Origin of the sequence: Microcoleus sp. EPA2 (assembly GCA_020882975.1) — a bacterium.
Classification (GTDB): domain Bacteria; phylum Cyanobacteriota; class Cyanobacteriia; order Cyanobacteriales; family Microcoleaceae; genus Microcoleus.
The window spans coordinates 177,557-202,587 of sequence record JAHRFD010000001.1 but is presented as its reverse complement, the minus strand read 5'-3'; the positions used below and the strand labels follow the sequence as shown (position 1 = coordinate 202,587).

General features: G+C 46.1%; 17 protein-coding genes. 9 read left to right on the top strand and 8 right to left on the bottom strand.

From position 1 onward, the window contains the following. Positions 1-147: 147 nt before the first annotated feature. The 3 genes from recA (at position 148) to AAFP14_RS00730 (ending at position 2,486) form a co-directional block, all read left to right on the top strand. Positions 148-1,260, top strand: coding sequence for a recombinase RecA (recA, locus tag AAFP14_RS00740; protein WP_341730436.1), 1,113 nt, complete (start codon positions 148-150; stop codon positions 1,258-1,260). Between the two features lie 497 nt (positions 1,261-1,757). Further along, positions 1,758-1,961, top strand: coding sequence for a hypothetical protein (locus tag AAFP14_RS00735; protein WP_341730435.1), 204 nt, complete (start codon positions 1,758-1,760; stop codon positions 1,959-1,961). Between the two features lie 300 nt (positions 1,962-2,261). Further along, on the top strand, positions 2,262-2,486 hold the full coding sequence (locus tag AAFP14_RS00730; protein ID WP_341730434.1) for a response regulator transcription factor: 225 nt from the start codon (positions 2,262-2,264) through the stop codon (positions 2,484-2,486). Between the two features lie 146 nt (positions 2,487-2,632). Here AAFP14_RS00730 and AAFP14_RS00725 read toward each other — a convergent pair whose 3' ends face one another. The 3 genes from AAFP14_RS00725 to AAFP14_RS00715 all read right to left on the bottom strand — a co-directional run bounded on the left by AAFP14_RS00725 (position 2,633) and on the right by AAFP14_RS00715 (position 5,438). Continuing rightward, positions 2,633-3,529 (bottom strand): alpha/beta fold hydrolase, encoded by an 897-nt coding sequence (locus tag AAFP14_RS00725; RefSeq protein ID WP_341730433.1) that lies wholly within the window; start codon positions 3,527-3,529, stop codon positions 2,633-2,635. A 146-nt stretch (positions 3,530-3,675) separates the two neighbouring features. Beyond that, on the bottom strand, positions 3,676-5,118 hold the full coding sequence (dacB, locus tag AAFP14_RS00720) for a D-alanyl-D-alanine carboxypeptidase/D-alanyl-D-alanine endopeptidase (RefSeq protein ID WP_341730432.1): 1,443 nt from the start codon (positions 5,116-5,118) through the stop codon (positions 3,676-3,678). Then, the gene (locus tag AAFP14_RS00715) at positions 5,115-5,438 is read right to left on the bottom strand and encodes a (2Fe-2S) ferredoxin domain-containing protein (RefSeq protein WP_341730431.1); all 324 of its coding nucleotides are present in this window, start codon (positions 5,436-5,438) and stop codon (positions 5,115-5,117) included. Before AAFP14_RS00715 ends, dacB begins: the two co-directional genes overlap by 4 nt. Before the next feature lie 117 nt (positions 5,439-5,555). On the opposite strand from AAFP14_RS00715, the gene AAFP14_RS00710 reads away from it, so the two are divergent. The 5 genes from AAFP14_RS00710 (at position 5,556) to AAFP14_RS00690 (ending at position 9,440) form a co-directional block, all read left to right on the top strand. Continuing rightward, the gene (locus AAFP14_RS00710; protein ID WP_341730430.1) at positions 5,556-6,017 is read left to right on the top strand and encodes a CBS domain-containing protein; all 462 of its coding nucleotides are present in this window, start codon (positions 5,556-5,558) and stop codon (positions 6,015-6,017) included. Positions 6,018-6,136: 119 nt separating this feature from the next. Further along, positions 6,137-6,790, top strand: coding sequence for a phycobilisome degradation protein NblB (nblB, locus tag AAFP14_RS00705; protein WP_341730429.1), 654 nt, complete (start codon positions 6,137-6,139; stop codon positions 6,788-6,790). A 368-nt stretch (positions 6,791-7,158) separates the two neighbouring features. Next, entirely contained in the window at positions 7,159-8,535 is a 1,377-nt protein-coding gene (locus tag AAFP14_RS00700; protein ID WP_341730428.1) for a CAP domain-containing protein, read from the top strand. A 212-nt stretch (positions 8,536-8,747) separates the two neighbouring features. Beyond that, positions 8,748-9,278, top strand: a complete 531-nt coding sequence (locus AAFP14_RS00695; protein WP_341730427.1) for an isopentenyl transferase family protein — start codon at positions 8,748-8,750, stop codon at positions 9,276-9,278. Further along, positions 9,279-9,440 (top strand): hypothetical protein, encoded by a 162-nt coding sequence (locus tag AAFP14_RS00690; RefSeq protein ID WP_341730426.1) that lies wholly within the window; start codon positions 9,279-9,281, stop codon positions 9,438-9,440. A gap of 56 nt (positions 9,441-9,496) precedes the next feature. Here AAFP14_RS00690 and murQ read toward each other — a convergent pair whose 3' ends face one another. Both murQ and AAFP14_RS00680 read right to left on the bottom strand, forming a co-directional pair. Continuing rightward, a complete protein-coding gene (gene murQ, locus AAFP14_RS00685; protein ID WP_341730425.1) occupies positions 9,497-10,411 on the bottom strand; it encodes an N-acetylmuramic acid 6-phosphate etherase in 915 nt (304 codons plus the stop codon). Positions 10,412-10,430: 19 nt separating this feature from the next. Next, positions 10,431-10,799: a DUF3110 domain-containing protein gene (locus tag AAFP14_RS00680; protein ID WP_341730424.1), complete on the bottom strand. Its 369-nt coding sequence runs from the start codon at positions 10,797-10,799 to the stop codon at positions 10,431-10,433. Positions 10,800-11,205: 406 nt separating this feature from the next. Between AAFP14_RS00680 and AAFP14_RS00675 the strand changes: the two genes are divergently transcribed. Next, on the top strand, positions 11,206-18,036 hold the full coding sequence (locus AAFP14_RS00675) for a translocation/assembly module TamB domain-containing protein (protein ID WP_341730423.1): 6,831 nt from the start codon (positions 11,206-11,208) through the stop codon (positions 18,034-18,036). 172 nt (positions 18,037-18,208) lie between these two features. Here AAFP14_RS00675 and AAFP14_RS00670 read toward each other — a convergent pair whose 3' ends face one another. The 3 genes from AAFP14_RS00670 to AAFP14_RS00660 all read right to left on the bottom strand — a co-directional run bounded on the left by AAFP14_RS00670 (position 18,209) and on the right by AAFP14_RS00660 (position 25,025). After that, entirely contained in the window at positions 18,209-18,943 is a 735-nt protein-coding gene (locus AAFP14_RS00670) for an HAD family hydrolase (RefSeq protein WP_341730422.1), read from the bottom strand. Positions 18,944-19,072: 129 nt separating this feature from the next. Beyond that, positions 19,073-23,305, bottom strand: coding sequence for a chemotaxis protein CheB (locus AAFP14_RS00665; protein ID WP_341730421.1), 4,233 nt, complete (start codon positions 23,303-23,305; stop codon positions 19,073-19,075). A 220-nt stretch (positions 23,306-23,525) separates the two neighbouring features. After that, positions 23,526-25,025 carry a phytoene desaturase family protein gene (locus AAFP14_RS00660; RefSeq protein ID WP_341730420.1) on the bottom strand — a complete coding sequence of 500 codons (1,500 nt, stop codon included), beginning with the start codon at positions 25,023-25,025 and terminating at the stop codon, positions 23,526-23,528. Positions 25,026-25,031: the final 6 nt, after the last annotated feature.

Genomic DNA, 25,031 nt, shown 5'->3' with positions numbered 1-25,031 from the left:
ACAGCCAGGGCTGCTGCCGGACTTCAGCAAAATCAAGAATCGTGAATCAAATCTCTCCAGAACCTCCCCACCCCTAAAATAACTGCTAACATACGTGTTGTACAGTTAATCAACAAGCTCCGCAAGGGCCCTACCTGTGTACCGCAAATGGCAAAAAAAGATACGTCTACAAAAATTACTGAAAGCCCCGAAAAGCAAAAAGCCCTGACTGCGGTACTTTCCCAGATCGAGCGTAGCTTTGGCAAAGGGGCGATCGTCCGATTGGGAGACGCCACTCGCATGAGGGTAGAAACCATTCCCAGCGGAGCCCTGACACTTGACATCGCCTTGGGTGGCGGTTTGCCAAAAGGCCGAGTCATTGAAATCTATGGCCCAGAAAGTTCCGGTAAAACCACTCTAGCGCTACACGCGATCGCCGAAGTCCAAAAATCCGGCGGTATCGCCGCCTTCGTCGATGCCGAACACGCCCTAGATCCCACCTACGCCTCAGCCTTGGGTGTCGATATTGAAAATCTCCTAGTTTCCCAACCCGATACCGGAGAGATGGGGCTAGAAATAGTCGATCAACTCGTCCGTTCCGTCGCCGTCGATATCGTAGTCGTTGACTCCGTAGCAGCCCTCGTCCCCCGCGCCGAAATTGAAGGCGACATGGGCGACTCCCACATGGGTTTGCAAGCCCGGTTGATGAGCCAAGCTTTGCGAAAAATCACCGGGAACATCGGCAAATCCGGCTGTACCGTCATTTTTCTCAACCAATTGCGCCAAAAAATCGGTGTCACCTACGGTAATCCCGAAACGACAACAGGCGGTAACGCTCTCAAATTCTACGCCAGCGTGCGACTCGATATTCGCCGGATTCAAACCTTGAAAAAAGGCACAGAAGAGTACGGGAACCGCACCAAAGTTAAAGTTGCTAAAAATAAAGTTGCTCCGCCTTTCCGCATTGCCGAATTTGACATTGTATTTGGCAAAGGCATTTCTACTTTAGGCTGTCTGACTGACTTGGCCGATGAAATGGGAGTAATTATCAAAAAAGGTTCTTGGTATAGCTACAACGGAGAGAACATAGCTCAAGGACGAGACAAAGTAATTCAACACATGGAGAAAAATATCGATTTCAAAAATGAAATTGAGAAATTAGTCAGAGAAAAACTTGCTACTGGTGCTGTGGTTTCTGCTAATTCCGTCGCTCCTGTGGAAGATGAGGATCTAGAAGATCTAGAAGATATGGAAGATGTCGAAGATTTGGAAGAAATCTAAATCTTTTGACTCTCAGTACAGAACTCCCGCGATACCTGCTACTCCAGGTTAGCGGTGAGTAGTTCGCTCAATCAATGTTCTGCTGTTAGAGCCCTGATTTGTTAAACAAGTCGGGGCTCTAGTTTGGCTGTGCCTCCACCACTGATATATTTACTGGAAAATTGCAGGGGCTAATTATTTGCAGTCAAATCAATCATACACGTAAGTATGTTTTTGTCTTAATCACCCCTAAATAATGTAGATTCTACTGAGTAGTCCCGCGACGCTGAAGTTGGCTAGAGGACAAGGAGCGCGAGCCTCAAAGTTGGCAAATTTTATATTTTCGGCTGTTTGTAAAGAAATGCAAAGCTTCCTGAAAGCTGATTGGTTAAACAGAAAATACGACTTGCTGAGCCTAGCTACCCAAAAACCAAAGTAGATTTATGGCAAATATGAACTTGAGAAACGCGAATTAAATTATCAAGAATATTAAATGATTGCTCAAAGGATAATAAATCATGGCGGATTCTGAGTTAGAAGTTATATTGAAGATGGCTGAAAATTTTAATCCTAAAATTAAGAGCAGTCTAAAATGTGAAATTGACTTGGAAACATGGCGCCAACTACCAGCAGGAACATTAGGGTGCGAAGTGGTGCAGTTTTTGAATGAGCAAGGCTGGGAGCCGATCGCCTCGGCAGACTGGATTCCTGGGAAAGACTAGGTTTGCGACGTTTTTACTGGTCTTTAACCTTCAGTGTCAGAGGAATTTATACTGGAAGCGTTTATTCGCGATCGAGTATTTCGCCCTGACTCTGCGATTTTAGTTTTAGTGAAAATGGAAAGTGGCAAGCTCCCGATCTGGGAAATTATCAACTGTTTAAGACCAGGCAAAATTGCCCCTCGATTAATTAAGTGGGATGTTGAATCTGATTGAAAAAATCCTCGATCTAAAGTGCGAAAAACAACTCGCAATTCTGTGATTCCTGGATGAGATTTTAACTCATTTTCTGATTGCAAAATTATGCAAAGCACAAGTTACAAACCGGAAATTAGCCTCAGTCCACGCGAAAAAGCGATCGCCCAATTAGTAGCCCAAGGTCTGCCAAACAAATGTATTGCCAAACGTCTAGATATCAGCCACTGGACGGTTGCTACTTACGTGAGGCGAATTTTTATCAAACTAAGTGTATCTTCCAGAACCGCGATGATTGCAGAGTTGATTAAAGAAAATTTGCTCTGGGATTAACGATTTTGGGAATGGCGCATCGGGAATAGTTTCTGTTTTTTCCCTCTTTCCTGTTCCAGGTTGTTTCTTACTTCATTGAATTTTTGTGGAACGGGCTGTTCGGCCCGTTCTTCTTTGCGTAAGTCCTGTCAAAATTTAAAATTTTTCTATCCCAAAACCAAAGAAGGAGAAGAATTTCTCAGAAAACTCAGCAATTCTCGATTCACCGTTTGCGGAACTTCTTGCTGAATCCAGTGGCCACAATTCGGAACTAACTTTAGCTTAAAGGGAGCAGAAATTAATCGGTCTAAACCTTCCACCAGTTTGTGGCTCAAAAACGCATCCTCTTCTCCCCAAAGCACCAAAGTCGGAACCTTCACCGTTTCCCATGGATGACCCAAATTCCACAGCCTCTGCGGATGAAATATCTGCCGGTAATAATTCACCGCAGCCCCCAATACTCCCGGCTTTTCCAAAGCTGTCTGATAAATCTTAGTTTCTTCAGCGCTAAAAGAGCCTTTACGAATAGCTTGTCCTTGAAACACATTTTGCACAAAATCTTTCAAGTTTTGCTGAATCAACCATTCGGGAATACCAGGAACCTGAAAAGCAAAAACATACCAACTGCGACGGAGTTGATCTAAGTTACTCGCCATTTCTTGCACGAAGCGTTGCGGGTGAGGAGCGTTTAAAATTGCCAAACGGTTGAGCTTTTCCGGGAATTTTTGAGCTAAATGCCACGCGATCACCCCTCCCCAATCATGACCGACAATGTGAGCTTTTGTATAGCCGAGGCGATCGATCAAACCACGAATATCTGCACTCAGCGTATCCAAATCATAGCCACTTGCGGGCTTGTCCGAATCGTTGTAGCCGCGCAAATCCGGGACTACAACCTTGAAATGACGCGCCAAGGCAGGAATTTGGTGACGCCAAGAATACCAAAACTCTGGAAACCCGTGTAAGAGCAAGACAAGTTCGCCTTCACCTTGGGAAACGCAGTGCAAGCGGATTTTGTTGGTTTCGACAAAGATATGCTGTTGTTCGGAATCTAAAAATTTCATATTGTGAAACTTATACTTACCTTTTGGTTATACAAACACCCCAAACGGGCTGCCTACTCCAGCAACCTACTGGTTTTAATTTTTCTTCTTTCATTGTAGCCGATCGCACTTAATGTGTAAAATTTTCCTGCTATGATTGATTTTTTTTAACAGCCGCTGAGGCGATTTAATAACAGCACAATTTCGTCGATCGCCGCTCGCACTTGGGCAGCAGACCGATCCGATTGATTCACCATAATGCTAAACACCAACGGCTCGTAATTCGGAACTTCCACATATCCCGACAGCGCTGCAACGGAGCTTAAAGTTCCAGTTTTTGCTTGCAAAATGACTCGATTTGGTGTATTGAAACGATTTTTCAAAGTTCCGCTCTCCCCAGCCACAGGTAAAGACGCGCGGTAAACAGATCCCAAAGGTGAATTCGCCATTAATCTCAAAGTTTGCACCAAGGCTTCTGGACTAATTAAATTGTGGCGAGACAATCCAGAACCATCAACTAATACATAGCTATCGGGATTTACACCTAATTGAGTTAAAGTTGTTTTTAACTCTTGCAAACCAACTTCCATTGTATCCTCTTGTGGTCCAGGCATCTTACCTGTAACTTTCCCCAACAATCTCAATAAAACCTCTGCATAAACATTGTTACTTTCCCGATTAGTTTCTTTCACCAATTCTGCCATTGGTGGGGATTCAATAGTTGCTAACTTTTGAGTTAAATTGCGAGAATTAGATACCACTAAAGCCTGTTTAACCGCAATTCCTTCCGCCTCCAGAGATTGCTGAAACTGTTGCAAAAAATGATGAGCAGGATTCACCACTGCCACGTAAGCGGATTCAGACTCTGCACCAACTCTCAAATTACCACGAACTTGCAGCATAGGTTGCCCGAAATCTCTGCCAACTTCAATAAATTCTGATTCATTTTGTCCGACTGTCACAGACTTATTTTCGATTCGCCACTGATTTGTCAACTTTGGTTGGGCAAAAGTAACTTTCAGTGGTTGCCCGATCGCCTGGGGTGATAAAATTAGCTCGATCGCATTTTGATTAAACATTAAACTATTAATCGGTGCTCCGTAGCCAGCCTGGGCATCTTCCCATTCCCAATTCGGATGGACTGCATTACCTTGAAAATAGCTATCATCGCCAATCAATTCGTTAACTTGACTAATTCCCCGCCGCTTCAACTGCTGAGCCAAATCTTGCAACTGAGCCTCCGCAAGACTCGGATCGCCCCTACCTGCAATATATAAATTACCATTTTCACCGCTGTAAACCGAGGTCTCGATCCGAAAATCAGCACCCAGTTTTTGTAAAGCAGCGGCGGTGGTTAATAGCTTGACATTTGATGCCGGAATAAAGTATTTTTGAGCATCACGACTGTAGAGAGTCGTAGTAGAAGATAGGGGTTGAATCAAAATGCCCCAGCGCGATCGACTAAATTCAGCACGATTGGCGATCGCATCTATTTTTGCACCTAAATCTACCGCACAAATATTCCCAGAAACTGCTGGAATTTGCGCCACAACCGCCGATGAAGTACCCAGCAGCGTCAATAAACCAATCACAATTCCTGGGATGCTCATGAATAATAAAGATGAATTCTCGGATTGAAAAGCGCTTTGACAGGCTTTCCCTCCTGGAGGTGCTCTTCCACAATCCGGGGCACATCGCTGATTTTAACTCGACAATACCAAATTTCCTCTGGCGTTACTCGCACCGTCGGGCCGGTGTTACACTGTCCCTGACAACCGCTAGCCTCCACCTTAACTCCTGAAACCGGATGGGCTTCAAAAGCAGCTAGCACGGAGGCTGAACCATTTCTCAGACAAGATTGATGTTGACAAACTAATACACAGCGCACTTCGGGTGGGGATTCTGGTTTTTTAGCGTCGGATTCTGGCATTGTTCGGAAGCATTTTTTAATATATCTTAACAATTTTGAAAGCGATCGACCGATTTTAGATTTTAGATTGGAAATTAGATATATGATCGAGAGAAACAATTAAATTAAACGCCAATCATGCCCAAAACCGTAGCCGATTTAATGACTCGCGAACCCCTGACAGCGCGAGCAGAAATGTCCGTCAAGGAAGCGATTAAAATTTTAGCTGCTCGCCGGATTAGCGGCCTTCCGGTTGTAGATGCCAATGATTTGTTGATCGGTGTCATATCCGAAACTGACTTGATGTGGCAGGAAACAGGTGCAACTCCCCCCACTTACATCATGATACTCGACAGCGTGATTTACTTAGAAAACCCTTCTCGTTACGAGCAAGAACTTCACAAAGCTTTAGGACAAACAGTAGGAGAAGTTATGAGCCGAGAACCCATTAGCATCACACCTGAAAAATCAGTCCAAGAAGCAGCCAAACTTCTGCACGAGCGCAAGATCCACCGATTACCTGTGATCGATCAGAATGGTAAGGTAATTGGTATCCTCACTAGGGGAGATATTGTCCGAGCAATGGTATCGGAGTTTTAAGTAGCTCCCATATTAACACGAATTGACCAGAAAATCAGCCACTCTCATCTTGAATCAGTGAACTTTTGGCAATTACCAATTACCAATTACCAATTACCAATTAGCAAATTTAAAAACCCATGAGCCTTAACCCTGAGTCTGTCGAACAATTGCTGAATTCCGAGGATTTTGGCGATCGCCTCCGTGGTGTCAATCAACTGCGTCAACTAGAACCAGCCATCGCCTATAAACTGATTCAAACTGCGATCGGCGACAAAAACGTCCGCGTTCGTTACGCAGCCGTCAGCCAAATGTCAACCCTCGGTACAGAGAATCTCTCCAACGCCTTAGAGATACTGCTTCACAGCTTGAACAACGACCCCGAACCCGACGTCCAAGCCGCCGCAGCCGATGCTTTGGGTGCTTTGAAATTAACCGATGCTCTAGCAGATTTACAACAAGTTTACAGCAATACATCGGAGTGGCTAGTTCAACTCAGCATCGTCGCAGCCTTGGGAGAAATGGGAGATCCCAAAGCATTTCCCATGTTAGAAAATGCCTTAGCCTCCGACAACGAGTTAATCCAAACCATTGCGATCAGTGCATTAGGAGAATTGAAAGATCCGCGAGCCATTCCCCTACTCCTCCCCTACGCTACCAACGCAGATTGGCAAATCCGTTACCGAGTCGCCCAAGCTCTCAGACGATTAGGCGGTGCTGAAGCAGAAGCAGCTCTAGAAATTCTGACTAAAGATGAAGTTGAGCAAGTTGCATTGGAAGCCAAAGGAGCATAGGGGCTAGCGTCTAGGGCATTGTAAGTCTAAAATTTGTATTTCAAGTTTTTTTTTGCTTCTTGCTTATTACATTTTCAAGAACAGGCTTTTGGGCCTGTTCCACCACAAAAATTAGGTCATATTAAGTAAATATACTGAATTTAAATACCAAAATTATTAAGCTTTTATATTGAATCTTCTCAAACCATTATCCAATTTATACATCGACTCAGTAGATTAACTTAGATGAATTGAAGATCGGGAATTAGAGGCTTAAATCTCTCAAATTCCCGGTCGATTAACATCAAAATTTTTAGGCAATATCTACGGAAAGCAAGTACAGCAGTTGTAGATATGAAGTAAGCCAATCTCAATTTTTATAACTCACCATGTTTGAACAAATCAATAATGCCACCACTCAACCTTTAGACATCTTAAACGAAGGAGGTTTAGCCCCTGAACGTTTTGCAAGTGCAACCAATCAATCTTTTGTTGATAAAGTTCTAGAACTTACCAACATAGAACGCACTAAATTTGGTTTATCACCCCTAACTTTCAATGCTCAGTTGCTGAATGCGGCGGCAAATCACACCGAAAATATGGCCCTGCAAGACTTCTTTTCTCATACCGGAAAAGATGGTTCTTCCATCAGCAGTCGGATTACTGCAACGGGCTATAAATTCTCAGCGGCGGCGGAAAACATTGCTGCGGGCTCTTCTACACCCGAACAAGTTGTAGCTTCCTGGATGAACAGTGCTGGCCACCGTGCTAATATTCTCGATCCTAAGCTGAAAGAAATTGGCATTGGTTACTATTTTTTAGCCAATGATACTGGTACTGAAAATTGGAATCACTATTGGACGCAAGTGTTTGCTACTTCTCTTAACGGTACCACTACACCCATATCTACTCCCACTCCCACTCCCACTCCTACTCCCACTCCTACTCCTCTTCCCACTCCCACTCCCACTCCTACCCCTACCCCTACCCCTACTCCTACTCCCACTCCCACTCCCACCCCCACTCCTACCCCAAATCTATCTGTATCTATCACCACACCGATCGCCAATGCTACAGGCGATGGCAGCCCGACGACAGCCCCCAAAAATACAGTCAGCGGTGGCAATTATTTCTTATCTGACAGTGGGGATGCTCAGTTGCCTACAAGTCCTGGGGGATTGCCAATTTTTGCCCTTTCTGGGAAAGACAATCTCACCGGAGGAGAAGGTGCAGATACTATTAATGGAATGCAAGGTGCCGATACTATTAATGGTGGTGGGGGTAATGATAGTTTATCCGGTGGTAAAGAATCAGATTCAATAGATGGGGGTGTTGGTAATGATTTTATCAGCGGTAACAATGATAACGATCGCCTGATTGGAGGAGACGGTAACGACACTCTCCGTGGTGGCAAAGAAGATGATATCTTGATTGGCGGTAATGGCGATGATTTGTTAGGGGGCGATCGCGGTCAAGATATTCTGACTGGCGGTACTGGCAATGATACCTTTATTCTGGGCGGTGGTTTGTCTGCGGTCACTACTTTAGCAAATGCAGATGTAATCATCGATTTTGTGGCAGGGGATAAAATTGGTTTGACTGACGGTATTGTGTTTACCAACTTGACTTTTGAAGCTGTGAGTTTGCAGTTGAATGGAAGTCCAAGCGTTGCTTCTACGGCGATTAAATCTGGTAGCAATTATTTGGGAATTGTCCAAGGTGTAAGTCAAAGTCAACTTACGGCGCTCGTTTTTGTGAACGGGTAATATCAAATCCGGTAGCATCGTCCTGTATTCATCTCTCTTATCTCCCTCTCTGTTCTCTGCGTTCTAGGTCCGGTTAAATCATTCCGATACAACCGGAAACAACATAACATAAAATTTGAGTTATGCAGCTTTTAAGGTGCGTCAGTGGGTAAAGATGGGATGGGTAGCCCAGATTGTCCAAGCTGACGCACCCTACTACTTCGGAGGTTTTTATGAAAAAAGTAGCTGTATTTGGCAATACTGGAGGCGGTAAATCAACTCTCAGCAAGAGATTATCCGAAATCACTGGTTTGCCACTTTACATTTTGGATAAGATTCAATATCAATCGGGCGGCGCTGAAGTTCCCTATGAAGAATTTAAGCGTAATCACGATCGAATTTTGGCGACAGACCGATGGATTATTGAGGGGTTTGGTTCTATGGAAACCCTCTGGCCACGACTCAATGAGGCGGATAGTCTAGTTTTTGTCGATCTGCCGCTATACGTGCATTTCTGGTGGGTAACTAAACGAATGATCTCAGGTAGCTTTAAACCCCCAGAAGGCTGGCCGGAAAAAAGTCCGATTTTGAAAAGTTCCCTTAATAGTTACCGTGTTTTGTGGTTGTGTTACAAGTATTTGACTCCCAAATATCGCGAATATGTCGATCGCGCTCAAAGTACCAAAAGTGTTTATCACCTCAGATCCAGTCAAGACATTGCACAATTTTTGGAATCGAGATTGCCAAGGACAGTTGACAACTGAATGAGGAATTGGGAATTGGGAATTGGGCATTGGGAATCGGGAATTGGGAATCGGGAATTGGGAATTGGGAATTGGGAATCGGGAATTGGGAATTGGGAATTGGGAATCGGGAATCGGGAATCGGGAATCGGGAATCGGGAATCGGGAATCGGGAATTGTTGACTGTTAACGAATAACCAATAACGAATAACCAATAACCAATAACTAATAACAACTGACTAACGACTAATTGATGCCACAGCCGATCGCAAATCCCCTTGAAATTCTGCCAAAATGCGATCGCACTCCTCCTTCTCCAAACCAGTCCAGTGCATCATCAAAGCCAACTTCACAGACTTACCACTTTTGTCGAGCAAAAAACTGGCTTCATCCCGCTTTAAATCAGTCAAATCCTGTAGCATCCGCACAGCCCGAGCGCGTAACTTCTGATTAGTTACAGCCACATCAACCATCCGATTGCCATAAACCTTACCCAGCTTGACCATTACCCCAGTCGAAATAATATTCAAAGCCATTTTTGTCACCGTACCCGCCTTTAAGCGCGTCGAACCCGCCACGACTTCCGGGCCAACCAACAAGCGAATATCAACATCCGCCTCAAAACTCACTTGTTCAGCGGGTACACAGGCGATAAACACAGTCTTCGCACCCCGCTGGCGGGCCGCCTGCAAAGCACCTGCTACAAACGGTGTCGTACCCCCAGCGGTAATGCCGACAACCACATCGAGATTGGTAATCTGACGGTGGGCGATCGCCTCTGCCCCATCTTGAGCCCGATCCTCCAAATCCTCCGAACTCCGCACCAGAGCGCCGGCACCCCCAGCAATAATCCCCTGTACCAGCTCTGGTGGCGTGCAGAAGGTGGGCGGACACTCAGCCGCGTCCAGTACCCCCAAACGCCCAGAAGTACCCGCACCGACGTAAAACAGGCGGCCTCCTTGACGGAGACACTCAGCAGCGATGTCAATGGTTTGGGCTAAATGCTCGCGGGCTTGAGCAATCGCCTTTAAAGTTTGAGCGTCTTCCCGGTTGAACAAGTCCACCAATTCGATCGAACTTAGCCGATCTAAATTCTCACTATTGGCATTCACCTGTTCCGTCAGCAGATGCCCCCGTTCTTCCAAATTCTTCATTTTTTGTCAAGTGTGAATATTACAAAAGTCCTTCAAGTCGGCGGCGAATAGAGTCTAGTTCGCTTTCGGAGACATCAGTATCAGACTTGGGTTGGGGATCTGAGTTCCACTCTGTCTGTGCTACATTGTTTTCTGGCGGAATTTCCAGCGCCCCCGCCGGCACCAGTTCCCAGTCATAATCGACACTATCGCAGAACTCCTTAATTTCTTCCTCGTCGATCGCCTCGACAGTAGGTTCGGGAAAATCCTGAGCTTCCAACATCACGCCAAAGCGGATGGCGTCGTCTTCTGACTCAAACATGAGAACCTTATTGCGATCGCCCAGTTGAATGGTATGAATTCCTTCATTCTCCGTGCGGGCATTGAAGAGTAAGACGAACACTCGCATAAGTTTACAAACTTTCCTAACCAGCGTTTTTTTATCTTAGGATCGATCGGTCGATTTTTGATTTTTGATTTTTGACCTCTGACGAAAAAGTGGCACTGTAGAATGTTGAATATGGCCCAGAATCGGGCAGTGCTTTCACCATCCCTGTGGTTGGCGACTTACTTACTGATGAGAGGGATATCTTTTAGGCTGCTGAAAGCCAGCGCTGTATGCGATAGCATTAGCATCGGGGAGTGTCATATAAAATTCTCTCTTCATCGTCCTGTATTAAACTCTCTCTTCTCTTGCTTCGCGTACTACCCTACGGGAACCCCTGCGGGGAACGCGCCTTCGCGGTTAAATCACCTGACGGTACAACCGGAATTGATATCAATTCCTCAATTCTCCGAATCTCTCAGAGACAACCATGACTAACTCTCCCGATGACAAAAATCAACAGGCACCCCCTCGCACTGTTCGCTGGTGGCGTCCTCTACTGCTTAGCGGTACGGGATTGGGGATTGTCGCCCTGGTAGGGGCGGCCGCTGCTGCTGCTTGGTGGATTCCCGAAAAGTTAGCTCCTGTGGTGGAAACTGAAGTTAGTAAGCTAGTGAAACGCCCGGTGCAGATTGGACGTTTGGAGCGATTTTCTCCCACAAGTTTGCGATTTGGTCCATCGAGCGTACCTGCAACTGCTACCGATCCCGATTATGCCTCTACCGAAGCAGTTGAAGTGAAATTTTCACTCTGGCAACTGTTGTTGAACCGCACTCTCAAGTTAGATATTACCTTAGTCAAACCCAACGCTTATATCGAACAGGACGAACGAGGAGTTTGGGTTAATATTCCCACTATCGACAAGCCAAAATCTCCCAGTTTCTTTAAAACTGAAATTGGTGCAATTAGAGTTGAAAATGTCGGTGCAGTCTTGGCTCCCGCTCCAGCAAGGGGATTAAAAAAACCTCTGCCCATTTCTGTAATTGTTAAAACAGGTAGCGCTCAATTTACGCAGCAAAACCAGCGAGTTATTTATGAATTAAATGGTAACTTTACCAATAGTGACAATTTTATTATTAAGGCTGACTCTTTGTTGACAACAGCTCAGACTAACATACAGATGCAAGGTCAAAAATTGCCTTTATCTTACCTAGTCCAGTTGCTAAGAATTCCTGATGTGTATTTAGGTAGAGGTCTAGCCAATGGTAATTTAACTGTACAATTACGAGATAACAAAGTATTTGGCATTACCGGAACTTCGGATTTTCAAGGAGTTGATTTAGCCATTAAAGCACTGAGACAGCCAGTCCTAAATAGTAGCGGTCAAGTGCGGTTTAATGGGACTAATATTATAGTTGATAATCTGACTGCTAATTATGGTTTGATACCTGTAAAAGTAGCAGGGACAGTGGCAACGGGAGCTAATTTCAATCTGGAGCAATCTAAGTTCGATCTGGTAGCAAATGTGCCACCAGTGACAGCGACAAACATTATCAGTACCCTAGAACAAGAATTAGGCCAAAAAGTAATATTGCCCTTGGTGGCTGCGGGAGAAGTCAAGCTAGATGCTAAATTGACTGGGACTGTTTCGCAGCCAGTTATGGTAGGTGCGATCGCATCCACCAAACCAGCTATAGTCGATCGCCTACAATTCAAAAATATTAGCACCAACTTTAAACTAGAACGAGGTAGAACAGCCTCCGCCCCAACTCCCAATTCTCTCTCTTCAGTTCCCCCATTTTCATCCTTAGCTTTGACGTTGAGCGATATTCTGGTGGAGCCTGCTGTTGGTGGTAAAATTGGCGGTAAAGGTAAAATTGATATCGCCTTGGCAAATAACAATTCACCATCGGGTTTGGTGTTTGATTTGCAAGCCGAGAACTTGCCGGCCGACGCGATCGCCCAAATTTACAGTCTGCCAATTCCTGCTACAGTTAAAATTGGGAGCGTCTCAGCTAAAACTCAAATTTTTGGCCCTTTAAACAACATTCAAGCTAGGGTACAATGGCAAGCACCCCAGGGCAACTTTCCGGCTAGTGGCGAAGTTCGCGCCGGCGGAAATGCGGTGGATTTGCCAAATACTGTTATAAAAATTGGCGAGGCTACTGTGAATGTGAATGCAGCCATCGTCGGCCGTCAATGGCAAGCTTTAATTAAAGGCGATCGAGTTAATCTCAACAGTTTACAGCCAGTTGTACCCGGACTTTCCTTACCTCCTGAATTAGCAAGTTTCTTCACCGGAACTGCCGAAGCAGCAGGCACTCTCGACAATTTGAGTTTAAATGCGATCGATGCTAGAGCTAAAGGACAATTAAATATAGCTGACAGTATTGTGAATGTTAATGGCGAACTAGCATCGGGCAGTTGGCAAGCTTTTGGTAATACGGAACAAGTGGCTTTGAATCGAATCATCGATATTGGCTTGCCATTTGTGACTCTTGGTACTTCTAACACTTCAAACGCCGAAAGTATCAACAATCTCAATAATCTCAAATCCAAAATTACGAATCTAAAATCGTTAGATGGACAGTTGGCAGGAGAATTTCAAGCTAGGGGAAATATTGACAATTTAACCCCGAAAGGCATCAATGTTAGAGGTAGTGGTCAACTCAATATTGCTGAAAGTAATCTCAATTTCCAGGGAGAATTGGTAGAGGGAAATTGGCAAGGAATTGCAGCAACAGAAGGGGTAGCCATCAGTCGCTTAGTAGATTTAGGATTGCCACTGTTAGATGTAGCTTCAGCCTTGAATACTGACAACCAGCCCACGGCAAATCTCAATAATCTCAAAACCAAAATAGCTAATCTCAAATCAATTAATGGACAACTATCAAGTCAATTTAAAGCCACAGGTAATCTGGATAATTTGACGGCAAAGGGCATTAATGTTGCAGGCCGTGGTCAACTGAATCTGGGTTCAGGCAATGTTAATTTTCAAGGAGAATTAGTAGAGGGAAATTGGCAAGGACTGGCGGAAACCGATCGCACTGCCATCCGCAACTTGGTAGATTTAGGGTTGCCCTTGTTAGATGTAGCCTCAGCGTTTAATACTGACCCTCAGCAAACGGCAAATCTCAACAACCTCAAATCCAAAATCACTAATCTCAAATCCATTGACGGACAAGTATCCAATCAAATCAAAGTCAGTGGCAGTCTGGAGAAATCAAGCGCAGTTGAGATTGCAGCCAACAGCAGTGGCAAATTAAATATTGCTGATGGTACGGTAGATTTTAAGGCCAAATTAGCCGCCGGACAGTGGCAAGCTGTCGCTAATCTCGATCGCCCTATTCTCAGTCGTTTAGAACAAACAATCCGCAATCTCCAACTGTTTCCCCTAACGGCGACTTTGCCCACAGGATTTGACGGCAGAATTAACGGCCAACTCCAAGCCGCCGGCAGTTTAGATAACTTGACAGCAAAGGGAATTAGTGCTAGGGGAGAAACGCGGATTTTGGCCAATGGACTTGGGGCGATCGACACTACAGCCCAATTAGAAAACGGCAACTGGCAAGCATTCCTCGAAACCAACGACATCGCCCTAGCCAATCTCCAGCAAACCCTCAAACAAACCGGTTTACTCACAGCAGATTTACCACCAGAAATTGATGGCAATCTCGACGGCAAAGTCCGCCTTTTGGGAACAGTAGATAATTTAACCGCCAACGGCATCACCGCCCAGGGCGAAGGACAAATTCGACTTGCCAACGGTGGAGGTACTGTCAATGCCAAAGCCCAAGCCGAATCGGGGAATTGGCGGGCCTCAATTAACGGCGGACAAATTGCCCTAAGTCGCTTCCAGAAAGCCTTTGAAGCCCAGCGCCAAAACTTGCAATCCCCCGGTTTAGTCTCCCAAGCCCAAAATCTGCCCCTACTCCGAGGACTATTTAACGGTAATCTAAATTTATCAGGTCCGATCGCAGCGGGCACGGGGGCACGGGCGGACACGGGGGCACGGGCGGACACGGGGGCACGGGCGGACACGGGGGCACGGGCGGGCACGGGGGCACGGGCGGGCACGGGGGCACGGGCGGACACGGGGGCACGGGCGGGCACGGGGGCACGGGCGGGCACGGGGGCACCGCCCCTACAGGATGTGCGCGCTGGTGGCAGTTTTCGCATCTCCGAATTGCCATTTCTCAAACAACCTCTTGAGGCTATATTTAATTGGGATGGCAAACGGGTGGAAATTGAGAACGCCACAACTCCCGGTTTGACAGCCAATGGCATTGTTAACGTCGAACTTGCAGGTAAAGGATTGCCTTCAATTTCTAATCTAGATTTGAATGTCAAACTCTCCAACTTTAACCTGGAAGCCTTACCGACAGAACAACTCGCATTTTTGAGACCCATGGGTCTCAAAAAGTCTTCAAATAATAATTCAGCCTTGGGCGGCAACGTCGATTTTGTCGGCCGCCTCACGGGTACTCTCAGCGCCCTCAGCTTAGTTGGCGATGTGGCGGTGCGAAATTTAGTCGTAAATCAGGTAGCTTTTGACCCCCTACTGGCGGGCACTGTGAATGCAAGTTCGGGCAAAAGTGTAGATTTGCGTCTAGCCGGCGCCAGCGACAAAATCGAAGTAGCCTTAAATCCATCTTTTCTACCGACATCTTTCTTAGTCAAACGTGGGGAATCGGTGGCTAGCGGCCAAACTGAGGGCGAAACTCTGCGAGTCAATTTAAGCGATTTCCCCCTCGCAGCTTTGAATCTGTCACCGGGTAAAGATGCTGGTTTGGGGCCGATAACTGGTACGGTTTCGGGACAAGTTAACGTGCCCGGTTGGAAAATGCCACTGAATCCGGCGACTTTGCAAGCAACGGGACAAATTGCGATCGCCCAACCAGCGATCGGCTATATTAAAGGTGACAGTTTCCAGGCAGAATTTAGCTACGCTAACGGTAGCGCCACTCTCACCAACGGCGTTTTCCGCCAAGGCAGCGGTCAATACTTAATTTCTGGCAATGTCAAAGCAGGCGCTAACCCAGAATTTGCCGGAAAAGTTAACATCCAGCAGGGAAACCTCCAACAAGTTTTAGCCGCCCTGCAATATTTCAATTTAGGAGATTTCGCCAGAGGTTTAAAACCTCCCGTTTACGGTAGGGCCGCCGATGTCCAAACCGTGGCTGTGGGAGTCCCCGAAGCCCCTTTAATCGAACAGTTGCAGCGCTTGGTAGAAATTGAAGAAATTCTCAGACAGCAGCAAGCAGTCACAGCATCGGAACCCTTGCCTCCCTTGGATCAATTGCAAGGCACTTTTGGTGGAGAAATTGCCGTAGCCGGTTCTTTGCAAACCGGAATTCAAGCTAAATTTAATGTCAAAGGTGATAACTGGCGCTGGGGTAAATATGTCGCCCAACAATTCAGCATTGAGGGAGGTTTCCAGGACGGGATTCTAACTATCTTACCTCTGGAAATTCGATCGGGCAAAAGTGCGATCGGCTTTTCTGGACAACTAGGCCAAAAAGCTCAATCCGGGCAGTTGCGGGTGGAAAATTTACCAGTCGAAGAGTTAGCAAAACTGGTGGAATTGCCCTTTGTCGATGTCACGGGAAATTTGAATCTGCGCGCCAACTTGGCCGGCACTTTAGCTAATCCGCAACTAGCCGGAGAATTGAGTTTGCAAGACGGTACTCTCAACAGAGAACCAATTAAAAAAGCCGATGGCAGTTTCAGTTACAGCAACGCCCGTCTGAATTTTGGCGGCAGCGCTTTGGTGACTCAAACCGAACCGATTGAAGTCCAGGGAAGTTTACCCTTTGAGTTGCCTTTTGCCACTGTCAAAGCTGATAGCAATCAAATCGATGTGCGGGCCAATTTGCAAAATGAAGGATTGGCGATTATTAATGTCTTAACTCCCCAAGTTACTTGGGTTAGTGGCAAGGGACAGGTGCAAATTCGCGTGGGAGGAACCCTGGAACGCCCTGTAGCTCAAGGAATTGCAAATTTTGAAAATGCAACCGTCCGCGCCAGGGCCTTCCCAGAACCGCTCACAGGGCTGACTGGGGCGGTGCGCTTTGAGGGCGATCGCATTCGGGTACAGGGCCTTCGGGGACAGTTACAGCAGGGAGAAATTGTCGCCCAAGGTGTGATTCCGCTGTCAGTACCTTTTGTTGAGGGTGATGTGGATGCGGCGAGTCCCTTAGCTGTAAATTTAGATAAGTTGGGTTTGGACCTTAAAGGATTGTACCGTGGCAAGGTAGTTGGTCAAGTGCAGGCGATCGGCACGGCTTTGCGGCCGCAGTTGAGTGGCAAAATTGAACTGTATGAGGGCGAGGTATTTTTACCTAGCGCAGGTGGTGCGACAAAGTTAGTCTCTGCTGCTGCTTCCGGTGAAACTCCTTCTGCTGCGGTTGAGGTTTCTCCTGCGGTTGCGACTCCAACGGCGACTTCCTCTTCTCCTTCCTTTGAAGTCCGTTTAAATGATTTGCAGTTAAACTTGGGGCGTGGAATTCAAGTTAAAAGCGCGCCCATATTGAGTTTTGGGGCGACTGGGGGTTTGACTGTCAATGGTACTCTTGACGATCTGCGCCCGGAGGGTACAATTAGATTGACAAACGGTGCGGTGAATTTGTTTACAACCCAGTTTAGGCTCGATCGAGGATATCCCCAAACTGCTACTTTTGTACCATCCCAAGGATTAGACCCGACTCTGGATGTGAGATTAGCAACTTCGGTACAGGAAGTAACCCGATTTCGGACTCCGGGAAATTCTGTCGCATCGGAAATAGCAGATGAACCGAATCTGTTTGGGAATGTGCGGAGTGTACGAGTTCAAGCCTTGGTAAGGGGAAAAGCTTCTGGGTTGGCTGATAGTTTGGAGTTGAGAAGTTCTCCGAGTCGATCGCAAATAGAAATTGTCGCACTGTTAGGTGGCAGTTTTATCCAAACTTTAGGTAGGGGAGATAGTACCCTGGCGATCGCCAATTTAGCAGGTGCAGGCTTATTTGGCAACATTCAATCTGTGATTACAAATGCCACGGGATTAACGGAATTCCGGCTATTTCCCACTAGGATTGGTAGCGGGGAAGGGCGCACCGCTAGTGCGGGTTCCACAAATGCTGGTGCCGGTTCCCTCGGTGTCGGATTGGAAATTGGAGGCGATATTACCCGCAATCTTTCGGCTACTATCATCCGGGTGTTGTCTGCTAATCAGCCCACAGAATTCAATTTGCGCTATCGTTTGAGTGACAAGGTTTTGTTGCGTGGTTCTACTGATTTTCAAGGAGATAATCGAGCAACTGTGGAGTATGAATTAAGATTTTAAAAGGAAATAAGCTCTGGAAACGCAGAAAAACGAAGGATTTAACCACAGAGAACACAGAGGACACAGAGGGAGATCAGAGAGATGAATACAGGACTATGCTAGCGGATTGGATATAACAAACAACCAATAACCAATAACAAATAACAAACAACAAATAACCCATAACCAATAACTAAATTGTAATTTCATCCAAAGATGCGATCGTCACATCAGCCTGGGACAAATGACTAACCTCCGCTTTCCCCCAACAAATCCCAATACAGCCCGCCGCGCCAGCATTTTTACCCATCTGAATATCTCCGGCTGAATCTCCCACCATCAAAGTTACTGCGGGATCTACTCCCAGTCTCTCACAAGCTAACAAAAATAATTTAGGATCGGGTTTATTGAGATGCACAGAATCCACACCCATTTCTAACTGAATGTATGCGCCTAATTCGGAACTTTTCACAAAGTTTTTCACGGCTTGAGTCGTAGCAGCCGAAAGAATTCCCAGTTTTAAACCCGCATCTGAGAGAGATTTCAACACTTCTAAACTGCCCACAAATAAGGGAGAAGGGGGACTATTTTTTAACATTGCGTCGGCTTCATCAAAAGCACGTTGGGCGATCCCTAAAGATTCTATCCATCCTCTGCCAGTTTCGGCAATATATCCCGCAGCTACAATTTCGTTTTCCCGGCGGCTACCCACTGCCATCAATCCCGTGGGGTCGATTTTACCAGCTTCGATGCCGAAAGCCATTTGCAATGGCTCTCCAACGCCCGGAATTTGGGCATCTACCAAGCGCGATCGCTTCAGCCCTAAATGTCTCAAAAATTCTTGAGAATCCTCTAGAGTGCCGTCTTTGTCAAAGATAATGGCTTGAATATTAAAGAAGGTAATACCCCGACATTTAATAGTTACCAAGAATCAAAACTCCGTAATTTCTATATTTTTTTCTATTTTCTCATCTTTCGATGTTTTTCGCAATTAGTATCGGAATTATTTATCCCTCTCTTCTCTTCCTCTGCGCTCTCTGCGTTCTCTGTGGTTAAATCATTCCGAAACAAACCCCAAGGCATTCTTTTGAGCAATTAAATCCGCAATGATTAATGCTAATTGAGCAGGCTTAACAGGTTTAGCAATATGCTGATTAAAACCTGCATCGATCGCCTTTTGTCGCTCTCCATCGCTAGCATAAGCAGTCAGCGCAATAGCTGGAATGTTTCCAGCTTTGGCATCAAGAGAACGCACTTGTTGCATCAAGGAATACCCATCTTCCTCTGGCATTCCAATATCAGATATCAAGATGTCATATTTGTCAAGGTTTTCCGTCAAAGCTGCGATCGCCTCTTTTACAGATCCCACCGTCAGCACCTCGGCCCCATAGTCTTCCAGCACAAATTGCAATAACTCGCGGGTATCGATATCATCATCTACGCTTAATATCTGCAAACCTTCAAGGCTGGTTACTCCATCTTTTGAAGTGTTTAAAGGTAGTGTAAATACAGTCGGTTCTACATCACTTGGCGGTGTTAATTCCTGGGGAATTGAAACTAGCGGCAACCTCACAGTCATCGTAGTTCCTTGTCCCTCACCCGGACTTTCGGCTCCCACTGTACCACCATGAAGTTCGACTAAATGACGCACGATGGACAATCCTAATCCTAGCCCTTGATTAGTCTTGGTAGTGCTGGAATCAGCTTGATGGAAACGATCGAAAATATAGGGTAAAAAGTCTGGTTTAATGCCTTTTCCTGTGTCGATGACTCGAATTTGAGCCTGACTCTCGATCGCCTCTAAGACAATTTCTACTCGTCCACCCGATGGAGTAAACTTAATCGAGTTAGATAGCAGATTCCATAGGACTTGTTGCAATCTGTCAGCATCACCTAAAACTGTCGCAGAACTCAACTCGGCAAATATTTTGATGTTTTTGGCATCCGCTGATAATTGCACCCCGTCGATCGCACTTTGCACCACTACCAGCAGATCGATCGGACTGGTATCCAGATGCAGCTTACCACTCGTAATCCGGGAAATATCCAGAATATCTTCAATTAACTGAGTTTGGGCGATCGCACTCCGCTCAATCACCTCTAGGGCACGAGTCACGGCTGCTTCATTAAGTTTGCCAGAGCGCAGCAATTTTGCCCATCCCAGGATGGGAGTCAGGGGGTTACGAAGTTCATGGGAGAGATTCGCCAGAAATTCATCTTTAGCACGGTTGCTGTTTTCTGCTTGTTGACGGGCTAACTGCTCCTGCATCAATAGCTGCGATCGCTCTTTCTCAAACTGCTTGCGACTTGTGATATCCTCGATCGACAACAAAATCATCATACCTTGGTCTTCTCGTTGCAGTTTAGAAGCATTCAGCAACATAGTTTTGTTCCCAATCTGCTCAAATACGTGCTCTAACTCAAAGTTTTGAAGCTGAACATCACTCACCAAAATATCGGCCAATATCGATCGCAGTTGCGGGATATTCCATTGCCCATTTCCCAATTCAAACAGTGAAATCTGCGATGTTTCTGGGAAGGAAACCTGAAACGTTTCATAGAAACATCGATTGGCTGTATTCACACATAAATCAGCATCCAGCACGACTAAAGGTGTGGGAACAGTTTCGACGATGGTTTCAGCATAATTTCTGGCTAACTCTAAGGTTTTGGTACTGCGTTTCATAGCATCAATATCGATCCAAACCATTACCACACCGTCAATGCGGTTTTCCGTGGTCCGATAAGGACGAATGCGGAGGATGTACCAATATCCCGCTAGAGTTTGAACTTCTTGTTCCTGCGTCTGAAGAGTCTCAATCACCTCCAAAATCATCCCTGACAAATCAGGAACATCAAGATGGGAACGAATATCGCTAAAAGGTCGCCCAATATCGGTAGGAATCAGATTAAAAAGTTGCTGTGCCATCGGCGTAAAGCGTCTAATTTTTAAATCGTTTTCCACCATTAAAATCGGAATATTGATACTGCCCAGCAAATTTATCAAGTCGTTAGTGATATGATGTTGTTCAATATTGCGACTCCGAAGTTCCTCGTTAGTGGTGATCAGTTCCTCATTAGTGGCTTGAATCTCTTCTTTTGCCGTTTCTAGTTCCTCGTTGGTGCTTTGCAACTCCTCGTTGCTGGATAGGATTTCTTCGTTGGCAACTTTGATGTCTTGGTTGAGAATTTCCTGCTGCTGAATTACCGATTGGAGATGTGCTTGAGCCACATTTTTGTCTTCATTCGCGGTGGCCAGTGCTTGTCTCAGTTCCAGAATCTCGCGCTGTAAATCAGCAGGATTCAAGCTCTCAGAATTGACGGTACTGAGGTTGACCCCAGTAAGTAAAGCTTCTTCAAATAGAACCAAAAAGTAGCCTGATTCGGCCGGGGCGGGATGGAAGGGAATCACCTCAAAATTAACGAAACTCGATCGCTCGCCCACCACCAATTTTACCCGTTCTTTTTTCACAACTACGTTCTGCATCAGTGCCTGATACATTGCAGTACGAAGTTCGATGGCTAAGTCTTCCCTTGCCATTGTCAGCAAGTTTAAGCTGGGAATCCCTGGTGTCAGTCTCAAGTAAGCATTGGTATCTCCCCGCACTTGCAGAATGTTCATCTGCTCGTTGACAACCACACCTGTTGGGGCGTAGCGATTCAAAATTAGTTGGTCTGTGTATTGCTGTAAGTCAAACCCATCTGGAGAGTTTTCATTAGTGGGCTGAGATTTATTTACTTGAGCGATGGGGTAAGAACTCGTTGCAAAGGAAAATATCTGACTATTTTCTGTCAATGTTTTAGCATAAATTTTGCACTTTGTGTGCAATGAATTAAACAAAGATGAAAATTTTCCGATACTCTCAGAAGAGCCTAACAGGAGAAAACCAGTGGGGTTAAGACTGTAATGAAAAATCGGAATCACTCTTTTTTGCAAAGGCTCTGCTAGGTAAATCAGCACATTGCGACAGCTAATGAGATCGAGATTGGAAAAAGGCGGGTCACTGCCTAAATTTTGTCTGGCAAATATACAGAGTTCGCGGACTGTTTTGTTGATTTTATAGCCTCCTCCTTCCCATATAAAGAAGCGAGTCCGGCGCTCTGGTGAAACATCGAGCATCTGGTTTTGTAAGTAGAAGCCAGACCTGGCTTTGGTAATGGCGGCTTCGCTAATATCTGTGGCAAAAATCTGGATCTGTGGCTGGGGAGATCGATCGCCCAAAAACTCTAACAAACAAATGGCGATCGAGTAAACTTCTTCCCCTGTGGAACATCCCGCCACCCAAATCCGTATGGGATTCTTGACTGACTTATTGGCGGTAATCGTGGGAAAAACCAGCTCTTTTAGCTGTTCAAAGGCTTCAGGATCGCGAAAAAAACTGGTGACGTGGATCAGGATTTCTTGATATAGGGCATAGACTTCAGGGGGATGGTCTTGCAGATATTGGGCGTAATCTGCCAACGACTCGAGCTTGTACAATACCATTCGTCGTTGGATGCGTCGATCGATCGTAGCGACTTTGTAGTGGGTGAAGTCAACCCCTGTAGTCGATCGCAACAATCCTAAAATAGTGGTGCGGACATAGTTGTCTGGGGGTAATTCTGTAACTGCGGCGATGGATATCGGGCAAGAAAGCCAGGAATCAGCGCGGAAATTTGCCAGTTCCTCGGCAATTTTTTGAGGGGGTAAAACGAAGTCTACATCACCTGTAGCCACTGCGGTATTTGGCATACTATCGAATTTTGCCGAGGCTTCGCATTGAGCAAATGTCACACCTCCGGCTGCTTTAATTGCCTTGATCCCCAGGGAACCATCTCCGTCTCCCCCGGATAATACTACGGCCAGGGCCTTGGGTCCGCGATCGGCCGCCAAGGACACCAGAAACGCATCTCCCGGCATATATTTGCCATAAATTTTCTCGCGGGCTGTGAGTTTCAGGACACCGCTGGCTAGTGTCATCTTAGTGTTGGGCGGAATTATGTATACTTGATTCGGCTCTACAGTCGTCCCGTCAACCACCTGAGTGACTGGCATTTGTGTGGTTCTGGCGAGAATTTCAGTCAGCAGACTTTCGTGATTGGGGTCTAAGTGCTGAATCAGCACAAAGGCCATACCAGTATCGATGGGTAAGTGATGGAGTAATTCTGTGAATGCTTCTAGTCCTCCGGCTGAAGCCACAATCCCAACGATGGGAAAGGGGGCTTCTACGGTGTTTTGCTGTTCCGGGTCGATCGCGGGTAGTGCGATCGATTCTGGTACATTTTGTTCATCAGGCTGATTAGCGACCATAGAAATCTCCTTACGCTCAAACCAACTACCCATAGGTATTACTATGGCACTTTCTTTTGTTTTACTCTTGTTTTGCGAGTTCAACACTAGCCCCTTGAGTAGGATCTAATCCTAGTCGATCGCAAAGCGCATGAATAAACTTGTGAAATCCAAACTCGGTTGATTGTAGTCAAATAACCATTACTATTGACGATAAACTTGAGTCAAGACTGGCAAAATTTTACAAAAATTGTGCCGTGATCTGGGAATTAACCAGAGTATTCGCGCACAGAATTCCTGATGCTGCCACCGCAGGTACGCCAATTCCGGGCATGGTACTGTCTCCTACTCGATACAAACCTTTGACTGGTGTTTGTGGACCAGGAAATGTGCCTTTTCCGGCGGGGATTCCCGGCCCGTAAGTACCTTGATATCGGTGCAAAAATCGGGCGTGGGTTAGGGGTGTGCCGATCGACTCTAGGACAATTCGCCTCCGCAAATCGGGGATAATTTTTTCTAAAGCTGTGAACAGAGATTGCGATCGCTCTTGCTTTTTCTGTTGATAAAATTCGCCATATTCCCAACCTTCGTAGGGTTCCAGTGTATAAGCATGAATGGCGTGATGTCCCGGCGGTGCGAGATTGGCATCCCAAACCGTAGGAATCGAAATCATGCAAGTATTTCCGGGTACTGTAATATCGATGTTACTGTCATGGACAACAACGTGGTGCCCAGTCAAACCATGGAGTCCTTCAGCTTTAATACCTAAATGCAGGTGCATAAAACTTTCTACCGCTGGCGTTGATAAGGCAATTTGGCGATAATTTTTTGGTAAATCTTCTGGTGATAGCAACTTGGTATAAGTATCCCAGATGGTCGCATTGGAGATAGTAATTGGTGCGCGGATAGTTTCCCCATTTTGCAAGCGAACACCTGTTGCTCTCCCGGATGCAACTAAAATTTGCTCGACAGGTGTTCCCAGGCGCAACTTTCCCCCCCAACGCTGCAAGCCTCTGACTAAAGCATCGACGATCGCACCACTGCCACCGACGGGATATTCTATAACTGAGCGCGATCGTTCGCCAATCATAAAAGCGATTTCCGGGGCGACAGTTCCCTCCGCCTTCAAACCCGACAGCAAAAAGCACTCCAAATCGATCAAACGCCGCACCCAAGGGTCCCTCACATCCCTATCCATCAACACCCCCGCAGCACCTCCTATCACCCCTACAAGGGGCAGCAGTTTCAGCATAGATGGCCAGTACCGAAACAGCAAAAGAGGCATTAACTGCCAATCTGCTCTAAGCGCCACAGCCGGAATTCCCCGCAAAGCTTCATATAAAACTAATAAATTTTGTTGGAATTGCTGCAATTCCTTCGCACCTTTTGGTGTAAACTCAGCTACAGCATCTAAGTATTTTTTCCCATTAGCATAAACCGGCAAACTTCCCTCTGGAAAATGATAATGGCCCAAGGGGTCGTAGGGAATTGTGGCGATGGATTCCTCCAAAATCTCCAATACTTGTCGCAAAGGATTGAGGGACTGGGGGTCAGTCAAACCGCAATAAAAAGAAGGTCCCGAATCAAAATGAAATCCCCGGCGCGAAAAACTGTGAGCCGCACCACCGGCTATGGTATGGCTTTCGCAGACGAGTACCCGCTTACCGTAGCGAGCTAGCATTGATGCCGCGACTAAGCCGCCAATGCCACTCCCAATTACAATTACATCAAAGTCTGGCATCTTTTA